Here is a 16,402-nt window from a genome sequence, read left to right as displayed (position 1 = left end):
CGAGGGGTTAAGGCAGGGCGTAGGCGATCACGTAGTCGCCACGGTCAGTGGACTGGCGTGCGCCGCCAGCGGTGATGACTACGTACTGCTTGCCGGTTTTCGGCGACACGTAGGTCATCGGGCCACCCTGGCTGCCGACGGGCAGGCGGGCTTTCCAGATTTCATCACCGTTGGCGCTGTTGAAGGCGCGCAGGTAGAAGTCCTGGGTGCCGGCGATAAAGATCAGGCCGCCCTGGGTGGACAGCGTGCCGCCGAGGGTCGGCAGGCCGATCTTGATCGGCAGGTGCATGCGGATACCCAGTGGCCCGGTGTCTTCAACGGTGCCCACCGGCACTTGCCAGGCGACTTTCTGCGTCTTCATGTCGATGGCGGTCAGGGTGCCGAACGGCGGCGCCTGGCACGGAATGCCGGCCACCGAGAGGAAGCGGTTTTTGTTCACCGCATACGGCGTGCCCTTGAGCGGTACGGCGCCCATGCCGGTGTTCAGCGCTTCGCCACCGGACGAGGATTGCGCCTTGTTCTGCGACGGCACCATCTGGATCCACAGGCCCAGGCGCATGTCGTTGACGAAGATAAAGCCATGCACCGGGTCGGTGGAAATGCTGCCCCAGTTCATGCCGCCCAGGGAACCCGGGAAGCTCAGGGATTTATCGGTGCCCGGCGCGGTGTACAGGCCGTCGTAGCGCATGCCCTTGAAGTCGATGCGGCACAGCAACTGGTCGTACGGCGTGGCGCCCCACATGTCCGATTCGGTCAGGGTTTGCGCGCCGATCTGCGGCATGCCGAGGGATTTCGGCTGGGTCGGCGAGTACGGCTCGTTAGGGATGTTGGCGGCCTTGACCGGTACTTCCTGCACGTCGGTCAGCGGCTTGCCGGTGGCGCGGTCGAGCACGTATATCTGCCCGGCCTTGGTGCCGATCACCACCGCAGGCACGGCTTTGTCGGTGCCTGGCGCGGTGAAGTCGATCAGGCTTGGCTGCATCGGCAGGTCGAAGTCCCAGAGGTCATTGTGGACGGTCTGGTACACCCACTTTTCCGCGCCGGTGGAGGCGTCCAGCGCCAGCACGGAAGCGCCGTATTTGTGGTTCAGCTGCGTGCGTTCAACGCCGTAGATGTCGGTGGACGAGCTGCCCATCGGCAGGAACAGGGTGTTCATCAGCGGGTCGTAGGACATCGGCGCCCAGCTGTTCGGCGTGCTGCGCACGTAGGTGCTGCCGTCGGCCGGGGCGTTTTTGTCTTCCGGGTTGCCCGGGTCGAAGGCCCAGCGCATGTGCCCGGTGACTACGTCGAAGCCACGGATCACGCCGCCGGGCATGTCGGTCTGGACGTTGTCGGCAACACGGCCGCCAACGACAACGGTGGTGCCTGCGATCAGCGGGGCGGAGGACAACTGGTAGTAGCTGTCCGGGACGTTACCCAGGCCGGCTTTCAAGTCCACTTGGCCGTGGGTGCCGAAGTCTTCGCAGAACTTGCCGGTGTCGGCGTCCACGGCGATCAGGCGCGCATCAATGGTGTTGGTCAGCAAGCGACGCTGGCACTGCGCACCGGCGGGCACGCTGGCGGCAATGATCGGCGAGCTGTTTGGCTGGGTCGGCTGGGCAATCGGCGCGGTGGCGTCGAAGTAGGCCATGCCGCGGCAACGCTGCCACACCGCCGACTTGGCGTTGACTTCGTTCTTCCACAGCTCTTTGCCGGTGTCGGCGTCGAGGGCGATCAGGTTGTTGTGCGGGGTGCAGATGAACACCTTGTTGCCGATCTGCAGGGGCGTCAGCTGGTCTTCGGCGCCGTTGCCGTCGCTGATGGCGACGTCACCGGTGTGGTAGGTCCACGCCACTTTCAGCTTGTTCACGGTGTCGCGGTTGATCTGGTCCAGCGCGGCGAAGCGGCTGCCACCTTCGGTGTTGCCGTAGTGCGCCCAGTCTTTCTGCGCATCGGCCGGGTTCACCGGGGTGATGCCAGGGCCGGCACCGGTGGGCGCCACGCTTGGGTGGGCGACAAACATATTGCCCGCCGCGACCACCACGCCGACGGCCAGCACGCCGGCCACGCCATAGGCGGCGCGTGCCGGGCGGCCGACCAGCCAAGGGTAGACCAGGGCCACCACCATGCCGATCGCCGCGAACATGAACACCCGCGAGAACAGCGGCCAGAACACCAGGCCGACATCCGCTACCGCCCAGATGGCCGTGCCGACCAGGAAGGCCGCGAACAACCATGCACCGGCCGGCTTGCGGCAGGCGATCAGCAGGCCGGAAAGGGCCATGGCCAGGCCGCCGATCAGGAAGTACAGCGAGCCACCGAGGCTGGCCAGTTTGACGCCGCCAACGGCCAGCGCCACGCCGAGCAGGGCGATGATCACGCCCAGGCCCAGCAGGATAAATCTAGGGACGCCAGCGGCGCGCGATGCTCGTTTCATATCGATAAATGCTCGAAGGTGAGAGGGCAAAGACGCGATTTTAGCAAGATAAGTAACTGGTTAGTACATTAGAGTCCTGCAATAGACTATTACAGTTGCTGCGATGATGCGGTGTGGCCAAATGTCGCCCAGGGTGCGATGGGCATCGCACCCTGCTGCTGCACGCGTCTGCCAAAGACTTTAGACGGATTTTTTGCCGTGTGGGGCGGCGTCATCGGCGAGGGCATCGCCACCCAGGCTGCGGGTCAGCTCGACGGCGGCCTGCTGGAACAGCGGGTGCAGGGTCTGCGCTTGTTCGGCGGTCAGGCGGCTGGCGGGGCCGGACAGCACCAGGGCGCCGATGAGGTTTTCGCCGGGGCCGAAGATCGGCAGGGCCATGGACGCGGCATGGGGGTCGGTGGCGCCGTGGGAGAAGATCGGCTTGATCATCTTTGCGGCCAGCGAATAGGGCGTGCGCAACGCTTCGGCCCCGGCGGCTCCGTCCATGGGGCGGGTGTCGCCCGGTTGCAGGTGCAGGCGCAGGTGGTGGGGCGAGTTCACGCGGTACAGGCACATGCGGTAGGCGCCGTGGCGTACATAGAAGGAGGCGGTTTCACCGGTTTCCTGGGTCAGGCGGTGCAGCAGCGGGGTGATGTGGCGTTCAAGGTCGAGGCCATCCTGGTAGACGGTGTTCAGGCGCATGATTTCGGTGGCCAGTTGATAACGACCGTCCGCCAGGCGGGTGATCAGGCCGTGGTCTTCCAGGGATACCATCAGGCGCATGATGGTGCTTTTGACCAGTCCGGTGCGTGCGGCCAACTCGGCCAGTTCCAGGGCGGTGTCGCCCATCTTGAAGGCAGTGAGCACGGTGAGCACCCGATCGGCCGAAGCCACCCCGGTGACTGCGGGGCGTGGGCGGGTTTTTACCATGGGGTGCTCCTTGTTGGGGGTAGGCTGCAAAATACTGGTATTGGCGGGTGGGGGCAATCTTGGGTGTTCTCGGTTATTGCGCGATCCCATTGTGGGAGCGGGCTTGCTCGCGAAGGCGGCCTGTCAGGCAACTGAGTTTTTTGTTGGCTGCACACCGCTCCAGGGTGGGAGCTGGCTTGCCTGCGATAGCGGTCTGTGGATGTACATATCCGTTATTTGGGTAACGGCGACTTAGGGTTCCGCCCTTACGGCGGCTCACTTTGGAAAAGCCCCAAAGTAAGCAAAGGGCTCTTGCCCCAACACTCGGCACCTCGCCTAGGCTCGGTGTGCCCGTAATCCGACATGGATTTGGGGGGCCGCCGCCACGCGCCATCCATGGCGCGGGGCGGCTAAACCGGCATCCCTGCCGGTTTACCCCCCAAATCCATGCCGAATTCCGGCCAGCGTGTTTAACGGGGCGCCTAAGATCAAGATCAAGATCAAAAGCAAAGCACGGCGGCCTTAGAGCCGACCTGAGTGGTGTAGATCAAGAGCGAACTCCTGTGGGAGCTGGCTTGCCTGCGATGACTATGTGTCTGGCGCTGGAGCTTTCAGGTCGGAGTACATATTCCATGCTGTGGTCAGCTTGCGCTCACAGGCTTGCTGAGTTCCACCTCACCCGCTTCTTTCATCTGCTTTCGCCCCATCAACAACACCATCACCGCACCCGCCGCACACAGCGCCGCCAGTGGCAGCAGTGCCAGCGCATAACTGCCGGTGGCGTGATGAATGGTGCCGTACACGTTGACCATGATCCCGCCACCAATCAGGTTGGCCATCGCGCCCACGGCGGCCAAGCCAGCGGCAGCAGTGGAGGAGGAGAGCCAGGTGGACACCAGCGCCCAGAACGGGCCTTTCATGGAGTACGCGCCGATCAGCACCATCGACAACATGAACACTGTCGCCACCAGCGAAGACGTCACCAGCGCCAGCAACAAGCCTGCGGTGATCAGCAGCAAGGTGGTCGCGGTGTGCCAGCGGCGTTCGCCGGTTTTGTCTGAGCTGCGGCCCCACAGGATCATCAGGATCGAGGCCAGCCCGTAAGGGATGGCGTTGACCATGCCGATTTCCAGGTTGCTCAGGCCAAACGTCTTGAGCAGTTGCGGGGCCCACACGCTCATGGTGCTGCCCGCCGCCGAGGCGCCGGAGTAGATCAGTGCCAGTACCCAGATGTGTTTGTGGCGCAGCAGTTTCCACAGCGAGATATGCCCGATGGCCGTCTTGCGGCTGCGCTCTTCGTCGAGGCGGCTGGTGAGCCAGTGGCGTTGCTCGTGGCTCAGCCATTTGGCTTGCTCGGGGCGGTCAGTCAGCACGAACAGGCAGGCGATGCCCAGCAGTACGGCGGGAATGCCTTCGATGATGAACAGCCAGTGCCAGCCGCGCATGCCGAACCAGCCGTCCATGCTCAGCAGCAGGCCGGACAGTGGCGAGCCGATGAAGTTGGCGCCGGGAATCGCCACCATGAAGATCGCGACCATGCGCCCACGGTACGCCGCCGGCAGCCAGTAAGTGAGGTAAAGCAGCACGCCAGGGAAGAAGCCGGCCTCGGCCGCGCCCAGCAGAAAGCGCATCACGTACAGCGAGTTGGCGCCGGTGACGAACGCGGTACCGGCGGAGATCAGGCCCCAGGTGATCATGATCCGCGCAATCCACACCCGCGCGCCGAAGCGTTGCAGGGCCAGGTTGCTGGGCACTTCCACGAGGAAGTAGGAGACAAAAAACAGGCTGCTGGCAAAGCCGAAGATCGCCGGGGTCAGGCCCAGGTCTTGGTTCATCTGCAACGAAGCCATGCCGATATTGCCGCGATCAATGATCGCCAGCAGGTAGCAGAGGATCAGGAACGGCAATAGCCGCCACGCCACCTTGCGCATGGTTGAGCGCTCGATGGCGCTGATGTCGGTAGAACTGATGGACATGACTCTCTCCCGTTTTGTTTTTTTTGGAGAAGCGTGATGGGCCCGCGACTACAGCGCGGGCGATGTCAGTGTGCGTAGAGATGGCGGTTGACCACCGCACGCGGCGGCGGCGCGGTGCCGTCCCAGAAATCAATGATCTGTTGCAGCGCCAGCAGGCCCACGCGGTCTCGGGCTTCAGCGGTGTTGGCGCCGACGTGGGGCGTCGCGACCAGTGTCGGCAAACCCCACAGCGCCGAGTCCGCCGGCGGTGGTTCGGGGTTGAAGGTGTCGAGGCCGGCGCCGGCGATCTGCCCGGTGCTCAGGGCATGGACCAGCGCTTCGGTGTCGATCAGTTCTCCGCGCGCGGTGTTGATCAGGATCGCGCCCGGGCGCATGCGCTTGAATTGCGCCGCGCCAAACAGGTTGCGGTTCTGCTCGGTCAGCGGGCAATGCAGGCTGATGATATCGCAGCTGGCCAGCAGCTCATCGACGCTGTTGACCCGTTCTACATTCGGCATGTCCGCCAGGTACGGGTCAAACACCTTGATGGTCATGCGCAGCGGGGCCACCAGGTCCATCAGGATCTGGCCGATGGCGCCCAGGCCGACCAGGCCGAGGGTCTTGCCGGACAGTTCGATGCCCACGGAAGTGGCTTTGTCCCAATGCCCGTCACGCATGCGCGCATCGAGCAAGGCGGTCTGGCGCGCCACGCTGAACATCAACGCCAGGGCGTGCTCGGCCACCGATTGTGCGTTGGCGCCCAAGGCGATGGTCACCGGGATCTGGCGCTCGGCGGCGGCGGCGATGTCGATGGTGTCGTAGCCCACGCCGTGCTTGGCGATGATTTTCAGCGCGGCCGAGGCATTGATCATCTCTCGGGTCAGCTTGCCCTGGCGCACGATGATCGCGTCCGGTTGTTCGCGGGCAATGATCGCCGTGAGTTCATCGGCGGGTGCGTAGGGCGTGGTAGGGATGACGCGTACGCCGTGGGAGGCGGCGTGGGCCATGGCGTCGGCGGTCAGTTCCGGGCCGGTCAGCAGGAGGGTTCGGGTCATTTTTTTGCGCACCTTGGTTTTCTTGTCTGTGTGCAGTTGGCGATTCGTTGCAGCGCTCAACAGTGGTTGAAAACTAGCATAATGAAACGGCGTTGCAATAAATGAATTCAACCGCGCTGTTTTGAGCTGCGTTGGATTAGTGGGAAACCTCAATAAAATCTAGCTTTTATTCGGGTTTATGATTTTTTCAGCGCAGGGTGTTGAATTTAGAATCCGGTTTTAGCCTTGCTGCTTGCAAATCATGATGTTAATTTTGAAATGGCGTTTCAAAACAACATAAAAACCAGCAGAGGAATACCCCATGTCCATCGGATTCAGAGTGCTCAAGCAACAACGCAAGGTTGCCGCCGAGTGGGTGGAGCGCTACCGCAGCGTGCCCGTCGCCAATATCAGTGATTCGATGAACCGCATGACCGCCGGCGGCGCGAGCTTGAAACCGATGCATCGCACCGGCGTGCTGGTGGGCCCGGCGCTGACCGTCAAGGCGCGCCCCGGGGACAACCTGATGCTGCATCACGCGTTGGATATCGCCCAGCCGGGCGACGTTATCGTGGTGGATGCCGGGGGTGACCTGAGCAACGCGCTGATCGGTGAAATGATGGTGGCGTATGCGATCAAGAAAGGCGTGGCAGGCATTGTCATCAACGGCGCGATTCGCGATGCAGCGAGCATCGGTGCCGGGGAGTTCCCGGTGTTTGCGGCGGGTATCACCCATCGCGGCCCTTACAAGGACGGCCCGGGCGAAGTCAATGTGCCGATTGCCCTGGCCGGCATGGTGATCGAGCCAGGTGACCTGGTGATCGGCGATGAAGACGGCTTGCTCTGCGTGCCGTTCGACCAGGTCGCCGAGGTGTATGATCGCGCCTACGCCAAACATGCCGCCGAGCAAAAGCAGCTGGAACAGATTGCGCTGGGCGAAAACGACCGTACCTGGGTCCTTAAATCCCTTCTACAAAAGGGCTGCGAGTTTATTTGAATCCTGCGTCTACCACCCGCTGGCCCGCGCCGATCCGCGCGCTGCGCCATCGTAATTTCCAGATCTACTTTGTCGGCCAGGGCCTCTCCACCCTGGGCAAATGGGTGCAACAGGTCGCGCTGTCGTGGCTGGCCTATCACCTGACGGGCTCGGCCGTGCTGCTGGGGGCGATTGCGTTTCTGACGCTGTTGCCGCAGTTGCTGGTCGGGCCGCTGGCGGGCGCCTGGTCCGACCGGCATGACAAGCGCCGCCTGCTGATGGCGGTGCAGGCCACCCTGGCCGTGCAATCCTTGGTCCTCGCGGTACTCACCTGGCAACAGTGGATGGGCCGCGAGGTGATCATCGCCATGGCGCTGCTGCTGGGCTTGCTCAATGCCCTGGAAACGCCGTTGCGCCAAGCCTTGATCGCCAGCTTTGTCGATGAGCCCAAGGACCTGCCCAACGCCCTTGTGCTCAATGCGATGCTGATCAACGCCGCGCGCTTTATCGGCCCGCCGCTGGCTGGTTTGCTGATCACCTGGAGCGGCGAGGCCGGTTGTTTCCTGCTCACGTCCATCGCCTTTGGCATGCTGTTGATCGGCTTGGGCAAGGTGCAAAGCCGTGCGCAGGTTCGGGCACAAGGTTCTACCGGGGAGATCTTCCGTGAAGGCTTGCGCTATTTGTGGAACACCCTGTCCATTCGCCGCCTGCTGATCAGCGTGGTGATGGTCAACCTGTTGGCGTCCTGCTACACGGTGCTGCTGCCGATCCTCGCCAAGCACGCCTTTAGCGGCGATGCACAAACCCTCGGCTGGCTGTGGGGCGCGGCGGGAGCAGGGGCGTTTGTGGCGACGATTTTCCTGGCGTTCGCCGGCAGCTCATCGAGCCTGAACCGCATCATCGTGATGGGTACGGTGGTGTGCGCGGTGTCGTTGTGCGCGGTGGCGGCGAACCCGCCGTTGGGGTTGACCCTGGCGGCGCTGGCCGGGTTGGGGTTCGGCATTACCGTGAGCAATGTGAGCAGCAACATGACCCTGCAAAGTGCCGCGCCGGAAGCGCTGCGCGGGCGGGTGATTGCCTTTTATATCGCCATGCGTTTCGGCTTTGAAGCGATTGGCGGCTTGTTGGCCGGGCTGTTGGCGGCAGCGCTGAGTGTGCAGTGGACGCTGCTGGTGGCCGGGGCTTTGCTGGGGATCTATCAGTTGATCAGTTGGCGCATGAGCCCTCGACGCTGAGGTCGAGGGCTCCACGGTCACGTCAGTATTTGAACCGACCCACCAACCCCTTGAGCTGACCGGAAATATCCGTCAACCGGCCTGAGCCGGTCTGCGCCGAGTGGGCAAACCCTTCGACCAGTTGCGCATCGGCATGGATCTGCGCAATGTGCCGGTTGATCTCTTCGGCCACCTGGTGCTGTTCTTCGGCGGCGGTGGCGATCTGGGTGTTCTGGTCGCGGATCGAGTCCACCGAGCCACGGATCTTGTCGAAACTGTCGCGGGCCTGTTGGATGCGTTCCACGCTGGTGTGTGAGACCAACAGGCTGCCCTGCATCTGCTGGGTGACTTCCTGGGTGCGCCGGGCGAGGTTGCCCAGCAGGCTGTCGATCTCGCCGGTGGAGTCGGCGGTGCGGCGGGCGAGGGCGCGTACTTCGTCGGCCACCACCGCAAAACCACGGCCCTGATCGCCGGCGCGCGCGGCTTCGATCGCCGCGTTGAGCGCCAGCAGGTTGGTCTGCTCGGCAATCGAGCGGATGGTGTCGAGGATGGTGTTGATGTTCTGGCTGTCCTGCTCCAGCAACTGCATGGTCTGGGTGGACTTTTGCAGGTCCTCGCTCAACTTGAGCACGCTGCCGGTGGCTTCGCCGATGTGCTGCTGGCCGTCGTGTACGTCGCGGTAGCCTTCGTCGGCGCTGGTGGCGGCGGCGCTGCACGAGCGTGCGACTTCGTTGGCGGTGGCGACCATTTCGTTGAACGCGGTGCTTACCAGCTCCACGGCTTCACGCTGGCGGCCAGCGGCCTGGTTCATGTTATTGGCCACGGTGCTGGTATCGGCGGCGGCGCTTTGCAGGTCGGTGGACGCGCTGCCGATGCGTTGCACCAGTTGCGCAATCGCACCGAGGAACTGGTTGAACCAGCCGGCCAGGGTCGCGGTTTCGTCCTTGCCCTGCACGGTGAGTTTGCGGGTCAGGTCGCCTTCACCTTCGGCGATTTCTTGCAGGCCATCGGCAACGCTGCGGATAGGGCGCACGATCATGCTGGCAAAGCTTGCACCGACAAGGGCAAACACCACGGCGAGTGCGGCGGCGATGGCGGCGATCAACCAGGTCAGGCTCGACGCGCCGGCCATCACTTCGTCGCGCTTGATCAGGCCGATAAAGCGCCAACCGAGGTCTTTGGAGCTGACCACGTTGGCCATGTAGGGCACGCCGTTGATCTCGATCTGGGTGGCGCCGTCGGTGCGCTTGGCCAGGTCGGCGTATTGCGGGCCGAGGTCGGCCAGGGGCTTGAAGTTGTGCTTGGCATCGCTGGGGTCTACCAACACGTTGCCGTTGGCTTCCACCAGCATCAGGTAACCGCTGTCGCCGAGCTTGATGTTGCGCACCAGTTCGGTGAGTTGCTTGAGCGACACGTCCAGGCCGACCACGCCGAGGATGTTGCCGGTGGCGTCGGTGACGGTGCGCACGGTGCCGATCAGTACCACGTCATCCGGTGCCCAGTAATACGCGCCGGTGCGCACGGTGTTGCCCGGCGCGGCCACGGCGGCCTTGTACCAGGGGCGTTGGCGCGGGTCGTAGTTGTTCAGTTTGGTGTCGTCGGGCCAACTGGCGTAGCCGCCGTCACTCAGGCCCAGGGACAGGTAAGCGGTGCTTGGGTGGCTTTTGGCGAACTGGTGGAAGATGTCCAGCAGGGCTTTGTTGGTCGGGGTCAGGGGGATTTGCGCGGCGTCGGCACCGGCGTAGCTTTTGAGGTCTTTGGCGGCGGCGATGCGTGGGTCTTTGGCGACGAATTCGACGTTCTGGCTGATGCCGTCGAAGAATTGCTTCATGCCATTGTCGATCTGGCGGATTTCACGGCTGCTGCTGTCGACGAAATTGGCCTCGGCCGCATCCCGCAGGTTCAGTACCACCAGCACGGCCACCAGGATCACCGGCACGCACGCGATAGCCGCAAACGCCCAGGTCAGCTTGTGTTTGATATTCATGACATCTCCCGCAGGGTACTTATTAGAGTTGGCAAGGCGGAGAAAAGCAGCGAAGAGCGTCGCATGTGTTGTTTTTAGAGGGGATAGCCCATGCGTACCCCCGGTATATCGACCGGTGGGTCACGCACTTTAGGCCGTTGGCAGGGTTTAACCGATGCGCTCGCCACCCAGGGCATCACGCTGCATCGATTGCAGGTTTTTCTCGATGGTTTCGCAGATGGTGTCCATCTGGATCTGGTGCTCGCTGGAGTTGAACGGGCTTTGCAGGTCGGTGCCGATGCGCTCGATGGCCAGCAGCATAAAACCCACCACCGTCGAGGCCAGCGGAGTGAACCAGCCGAGGGATTCCACCAGGCCCACCGGCACGATCAGGCAGAACAGCGAGATAAACAGGCGAGGAAAATACACGTAGGGGTAGGGCAGCGGCGTGTTGGCGATGCGCTCCATGCCGCCCTGGGCGTTGGACAAATCCACCAGGGTCGATTCCAACCGTGCCAGACGGATGCTGTCCAGGTGGCCGGCCTTGTATTCCTTGGCCAGCAATGCGGCCGAGCCGGTGAGGATGTCGTTGGCAAAATTATTGGTAGTGCCGTTGCGCGCGAACTCCTCGCTGGGGATGAATGCGCGCACCTCATCGGGGCACGGCTGGCCCTTGAGGTGGGCCGCCAGGCAGTTCACATAGGCCACATGCCGACGCAGCAGGGTGGCCTTGACCGGGTTGACCTCGCTGTCGGGGTCATCCAGCAGCGTCAGCGCCTGGCGCGCAAAACTGCGCGAATTGTTGACCATCGCCCCCCACAGCGTGCGCGCCTCCCACCAACGGTTATAGGCACTGCTGTTGCGAAAACTGATCAGCACCACCAGCGCCGAACCGAGCAACGTCAGGGGCATCAGCGGCAGGTTGATCTTGTAGGTGAGGAACAGCATGAAATCCACCGTGACGGCGACATCCCACAGCAACAGCCAGAACAGGGCCCAGCCTACATAGCCCATGGTCTTGATGATCAGGCGGTATTTTTTGATGATGGCGGCTTTCAAACGACGACCTCGCGGCGAGCGGTGGGCAAGAGTGCCTTAGGTCGGACGCGGGTTTGGGGGGAAAGGTTCGCTGCTGAAACGTTTCTTAATGCTGGGCGAGGATACTGTGGAGCAGACCGGGGAAGCGACTTTCAAGCACATCACTGCGCAATGAGTTCATATGCGTGGTCCCCACACTCCGCGTCTGCACCAACCCCGCATCACGCAACACGCGAAAGTGGTGGGACATGCTCGACTTGGGCCGCCCGCCATCCAATTCGCCGCAGGTGGCTTCGGCTACGCCGGCCAGGCAGCGCACGATTTCCAGGCGCACCGGGTCGCTCAGCGCATAGAGCACACGTTCTAGGGTAAGGTCTTGGACAAGGGGGTGTTTGAAGGCTCGCATGAAACGAATGATAACAGGGGGGTATCGCTGAATACTATAGTTCGATTACCATCGAACTATCGAATCAACCATCACTTTGCCGGAGTTGTCCCATGGCCGCTTTGTTCGAACCGTACACACTTAAAGATGTCACCCTACGTAATCGCATCGCCATCCCGCCGATGTGCCAGTACATGGCCGATGACGGCATCGTCAACGACTGGCATCACGTCCACCTCGCGGGCATGGCCCGTGGTGGGGCAGGGCTGGTCGTGGTCGAGGCTACTGCCGTCGCGCCGGAAGGCCGTATCACCCCGGGCTGCACCGGTATCTGGAGCGATGCCCACGCCGCGGCGTTCGTGCCCATCGTCAAGGCCATCAAGGCCGCGGGTTCGGTGCCGGGCATCCAGATCGGTCACGCCGGGCGCAAAGCCAGCGCCAATCGCCCGTGGGAAGGCGATGACCATATGGCCGCTTCCGACCCGCGCTCGTGGGAAACCATCGCGCCGTCGGCGATTGCCTTTGGTGCGAACCTGCCGCAGGTGCCACGCGCGATGACCCTGGACGACATCGCCCGCGTGCGCCAGGACTTCGTCGATGGCGCGCGCCGTGCCCGTGACGCCGGTTTTGAATGGATCGAGCTGCACTTCGCCCACGGTTACCTGGGCCAGAGCTTCTTCTCCGAACACTCCAACCAGCGCACCGACGCCTACGGTGGCAGTTTTGACAACCGCAGCCGTTTCCTCCTGGAAACCCTGGCCGCCGTACGTGAAGTCTGGCCAGAAAACCTGCCGCTGACCGCCCGTTTCGGCGTGTTGGAATACGACGGCCGCGACGAGCAGACCCTCGCCGAATCCATCGAACTGGCCCGCCGCTTCAAGGCCGGTGGCCTGGACCTGCTGAGTGTCAGCGTCGGCTTCACCATTCCCGATACCAATATCCCGTGGGGCCCGGCATTCATGGGGCCGATTGCCGAGCGTGTGCGCCGTGAAGCGGGCATTCCGGTGACGTCGGCTTGGGGTTTTGGCACGCCGCAATTGGCAGAAGGCGCCTTGCAGGCTGGCCATCTGGACCTGGTATCGGTTGGCCGTGCCCATTTGGCTGATCCGCATTGGGCGTACTTCGCGGCCAAGGAGTTGGGTGTCGAGAAGTCGTCGTGGACCTTGCCGGCGCCTTACGCGCATTGGTTGGAGCGTTATCGCTGAAGTAGGATCGGCGTTGCCCTAACGCAGGGCCAACGCTGTACCTGTGGCGAGGGAGCTTGCTCCCGCTGGAGTGCGAAGCGCTCCCAAGATTTTTGGGGCCGCTGCGCAGCCCAGCGGGAGCAAGCTCCCTCGCCACATTTGCTCAGCGTCAAACGGATACAAAGCTGTTACCCAAAAAATAGTGAATGAGAACGCATATCAATAATGGGGCGCGTGATATACCATCGCGCCGCGAAAATCTGGCAGCTATGCCGCCCCATTTGGCCCATTCACTAGGTTCATCATTCATGCGTCGTACCCTGGTTTCCATCTGTGTGCTTCAGGCGTTTTCCCCTTTGACCTGGGCCGAAGAAGCCCCCGCCGACAAGGCCAGCGTGGAGTTGCAAGCCACCTCCATCACCGGCACCGCGGACTACGAGACCGCCCAGGGCCCGGTCAAGGGCTACCTGGCCACACGTTCCGCCAGTGCGACGCGCACCGACACCTCGATCCATGAAACCCCGCAGTCCATCAGCGTGGTGACCAAGGACGCCGTCGAAGACATCGGCGCCACCCGCCTGCAAGACGCGCTGGACTATGCCGGCGGCGTCGGCCGCGCCAACAACTTCGGCGGCCAGGGCCTCACCACCTTCACCGTGCGCGGCTTCACCACCGGCGAGTTCTACCGCAACGGTTTCCCGATCAACCGTGGCTACCCGAACATGCCGGACGCCAACACCATCGAACGCCTTGAAGTGCTGCGCGGCCCGGCCACCATGCTCTACGGCCGTGGCGACCCAGGCGGCACCTTTAACGTGGTGTCCAAGCAACCGCTGCCCGAGCGCACCGTGACGTTGGGCAGCCAGTTGAATGACCAAGGCATGAAGCGCGGCACCCTGGACGCGTCCGGCCCGCTGGATGAAGAGGGCCGCCTCGCCTATCGCCTGAACGTGGTGGGCGAGGGCGGCGAGACCTTCCGCGACCACGTCGAAACCGAACGCTACGGCATCACGCCGGTGATCACCTGGCAAGCCACCGACGCCACCAAGGTGATCTTCGAAGGCGACTTCATGCGCAACAATCACCCGTTGGACCGTGGCCTCACGCGCTTTGCCACGCAGAAAGGCAACGCGTCGCGCGACACGTTCTGGGGCGACAAGGATGTGGGCAAGCTGCACAACGACAACACCGTGGCCCAGTTGCGTTTCGAGCACCTGCTCAATGACAACTGGACCCTGGGCGGCGGCTTCCAGTACCTGGACGGTACTTTGCAGGGCAACGGCATTGAAGCCAACAGCCTGGCCAGCGATGGGCATACCCTCAACCGCAACTTCAACTACCGCAAGCTGGAGTGGACCGACAAGGACACCCAACTCAACCTCACCGGGCGTTTCTCCACCGGTGGGTTCGAACACACCTTGCTCACCGGCGTAGAGCTTGAGGACTACGACTACAAGTCGATCATCCAGCGCTCCAGCGCGCCTTATACCAGCGATATCTTCAACCCGGTCTATGGCAAACCGCGCCCGGCGCTGACCAGCACACCCACCCACGACACGGAAAACCTGAAGACCTACGGTGCGTTCATCCAGGATCAAGTGGCCCTCACCGATCGCCTGAAAGTGCTGGCGGGTGCACGCTTCGAACGCTTTGAGCATGAGTACCGCAGCTATGTGGCCAAGGTGGCCCCGTGGGACGCCAGCCATAACGCCGTTACCCCGCGTGTGGGTGTGACCTACGACCTGACGGACACTCTCGCGGTGTACGCCGACGCCGCGCGTTCGTTCAAGCCGAATACCGGAGCCTCCCTTCAAGGCAGCGGGTTTGAGCCGGAGAAGGGCAAATCCTATGAGATGGGCATCAAGTGGGAAGGCTTTGATCGCCAGTTGAGCGTGGACGCCGCGATTTACCAGATCGACAAGAAAAACGTGCTGACCACCGACCCTGCGGATTCGAACTACAAAGTCGCCGCCGGCCAGGTGCGCAGCCGTGGTTTTGACCTGAACGTGGCCGGTAATATCACGCCTGAGTGGCGCGTAATCGGCGGTTATGCCTACGTGGACGCCGAAGTGACCAAGGACAACACGCTGCGTGTCGGTACACACCTGGCCAACATTCCGCGCAACAGCTTCAGCCTGTTGAACGTATACGAGTTCCAGGACGGTACGCTCAAAGGCCTAGGCCTGGGCGCTGGCACCAAGTATGTGGATGAGCGTGTAGGGCAGACGTCAAACACCGCCTTCACCATGGATGCCTACACCGTCGTCGATCTGCTGAGCTACTACAAGGTCAACGAAAAAGTCCGGCTCAATTTGGATGTGAAGAACCTGTTCAATCGCGACTTTGAAGAGGGTGCCTTCGGCAACTTCTACGCCTACCCAGGCGCACCGCGTACCGTCCAGGTCGGCATCGCCTACACCCTTTAACCTCGGGGCGATGGAGTCTGTAGCAACACAGATCGAAATGTGGGAGCGGGCTTGCTCGCGAAGACGGTGGGTCAGTTGGAAAATTTTTGACTGATACACCGCTTTCGCGGGCAAGCCCGCTCCCACATTTGAAATGTCTTATGCCTGATAAAGCTCGGCTGTCAGAGCGGCGTCAACACATTCATCACCGTATCCAACGCCACCCGCGTGTCATCCAACTGCACCAGCGACGCATGCCGCGCACCCAGTGCATCGCGGTTCTGGATCGCGGTGAGAATCGCCTTGTGCCGAGGCAGGCTCAGGCCCTGGATATCCGGGCGGCGGTTGGTGATGTTGATCGACTCGCGCAGCGGCAGCGACAGCATGTTGCACATGTAGGCCAGCAAGTCGTTGCGCGTGGCATCGGCAATCGCGCGGTGGAAGTCCAGGTCGGCCTGTAGCAGCTCTTCGTGGGTCTTCGCCGTTTCCATGCCCAGGTAGGCTTTTTCGATGGTGGCGATGTCTTCATCGGTGGCGGTGGTCGCGGCCATGGCGGCGATCTCTGGTTCGAGGATGCGCCGCACACCGGCCAGGGTGTTGAAGAATTCGCTGTGGGGCGTGGACTGCATCAGCCAGGACAGCACGTCCGGGTCGAGAAGGTGCCATTTCAAGCGTGGCCGCACCACCGCGCCCACCCGTGGCTTGGAATACACCAGGCCCTTGGCGCTGAGCACCCGCGTGGCTTCACGCAACACCGAGCGGCTGACCTTGTACTCCTCGCAGAGCGTGGCCTCCAGGGGCAGCTTTTCTTCGGGCTTGAAGCGCCCGGAAACGATGTGCATGCCCAAGTCCTGAACGATCTGGGCATGCATGCTCTTGCGCGGCTTGGGCGGCTGGTGATCCATAACGACGGGGAGGCTCTGACTTAAAGACCCGGCATC

At 62.6% G+C, this 16,402-nt stretch carries 11 protein-coding genes and 2 pseudogenes; 4 read left to right on the top strand and 9 right to left on the bottom strand.

Annotated features, from left to right (window positions below; translation table 11 throughout):
- Positions 1-7: 7 nt before the first annotated feature.
- The 4 genes from ACU688_RS20340 to ACU688_RS20325 form a co-directional block, all read right to left on the bottom strand.
- Complete coding sequence (locus tag ACU688_RS20340; protein WP_448186141.1) at positions 8-2,416, bottom strand: glucose/quinate/shikimate family membrane-bound PQQ-dependent dehydrogenase; 2,409 nt, start codon at positions 2,414-2,416, stop codon at positions 8-10.
- Positions 2,417-2,596: 180 nt separating this feature from the next.
- Positions 2,597-3,325, bottom strand: coding sequence for an IclR family transcriptional regulator (locus tag ACU688_RS20335; protein WP_124528717.1), 729 nt, complete (start codon positions 3,323-3,325; stop codon positions 2,597-2,599).
- 620 nt (positions 3,326-3,945) lie between these two features.
- The gene (locus ACU688_RS20330) at positions 3,946-5,280 is read right to left on the bottom strand and encodes an MFS transporter (RefSeq protein ID WP_448186140.1); all 1,335 of its coding nucleotides are present in this window, start codon (positions 5,278-5,280) and stop codon (positions 3,946-3,948) included.
- Positions 5,281-5,345: 65 nt separating this feature from the next.
- The gene (locus ACU688_RS20325) at positions 5,346-6,314 is read right to left on the bottom strand and encodes a hydroxyacid dehydrogenase (protein ID WP_448186139.1); all 969 of its coding nucleotides are present in this window, start codon (positions 6,312-6,314) and stop codon (positions 5,346-5,348) included.
- A gap of 301 nt (positions 6,315-6,615) precedes the next feature.
- Here ACU688_RS20325 and ACU688_RS20320 point away from each other — a divergent pair, with 301 nt between their 5' ends.
- Positions 6,616-7,290, top strand: a complete 675-nt coding sequence (locus ACU688_RS20320) for an RraA family protein (RefSeq protein WP_448186138.1) — start codon at positions 6,616-6,618, stop codon at positions 7,288-7,290.
- Positions 7,287-8,504 carry an MFS transporter gene (locus ACU688_RS20315; protein ID WP_448186137.1) on the top strand — a complete coding sequence of 406 codons (1,218 nt, stop codon included), beginning with the start codon at positions 7,287-7,289 and terminating at the stop codon, positions 8,502-8,504. The genes ACU688_RS20320 and ACU688_RS20315 overlap by 4 nt, the downstream gene beginning before the upstream one ends.
- Positions 8,505-8,526: 22 nt before the next feature.
- Here the strand turns inward: ACU688_RS20315 and ACU688_RS20310 are convergent.
- From ACU688_RS20310 to ACU688_RS20295, 4 genes and pseudogenes are all read right to left on the bottom strand, one after another.
- Positions 8,527-9,042: pseudogene (locus tag ACU688_RS20310) on the bottom strand (methyl-accepting chemotaxis protein); the annotation flags it as partial.
- 345 nt (positions 9,043-9,387) lie between these two features.
- Positions 9,388-10,470: pseudogene (locus ACU688_RS20305) on the bottom strand (HAMP domain-containing protein); the annotation flags it as partial.
- Positions 10,471-10,617: 147 nt separating this feature from the next.
- Positions 10,618-11,508 carry a bestrophin family protein gene (locus ACU688_RS20300; RefSeq protein ID WP_448186136.1) on the bottom strand — a complete coding sequence of 297 codons (891 nt, stop codon included), beginning with the start codon at positions 11,506-11,508 and terminating at the stop codon, positions 10,618-10,620.
- 85 nt (positions 11,509-11,593) lie between these two features.
- On the bottom strand, positions 11,594-11,893 hold the full coding sequence (locus ACU688_RS20295) for an ArsR/SmtB family transcription factor (protein ID WP_050558310.1): 300 nt from the start codon (positions 11,891-11,893) through the stop codon (positions 11,594-11,596).
- Between the two features lie 92 nt (positions 11,894-11,985).
- Here ACU688_RS20295 and ACU688_RS20290 point away from each other — a divergent pair, with 92 nt between their 5' ends.
- Both ACU688_RS20290 and ACU688_RS20285 read left to right on the top strand, forming a co-directional pair.
- On the top strand, positions 11,986-13,077 hold the full coding sequence (locus ACU688_RS20290) for an NADH:flavin oxidoreductase/NADH oxidase (protein ID WP_207044535.1): 1,092 nt from the start codon (positions 11,986-11,988) through the stop codon (positions 13,075-13,077).
- 287 nt (positions 13,078-13,364) lie between these two features.
- On the top strand, positions 13,365-15,482 hold the full coding sequence (locus tag ACU688_RS20285; RefSeq protein ID WP_448186135.1) for a TonB-dependent siderophore receptor: 2,118 nt from the start codon (positions 13,365-13,367) through the stop codon (positions 15,480-15,482).
- Between the two features lie 161 nt (positions 15,483-15,643).
- On the opposite strand, the gene ACU688_RS20280 is transcribed toward ACU688_RS20285, so the two are convergent.
- Positions 15,644-16,366: a FadR/GntR family transcriptional regulator gene (locus ACU688_RS20280; protein WP_017739605.1), complete on the bottom strand. Its 723-nt coding sequence runs from the start codon at positions 16,364-16,366 to the stop codon at positions 15,644-15,646.
- Positions 16,367-16,402: the final 36 nt, after the last annotated feature.

Source organism: Pseudomonas acericola (SeqCode) (assembly GCF_053456465.1).
Note: the sequence above shows the minus strand (reverse complement) of the source record. Positions and strands in the feature narration are given on the sequence as shown.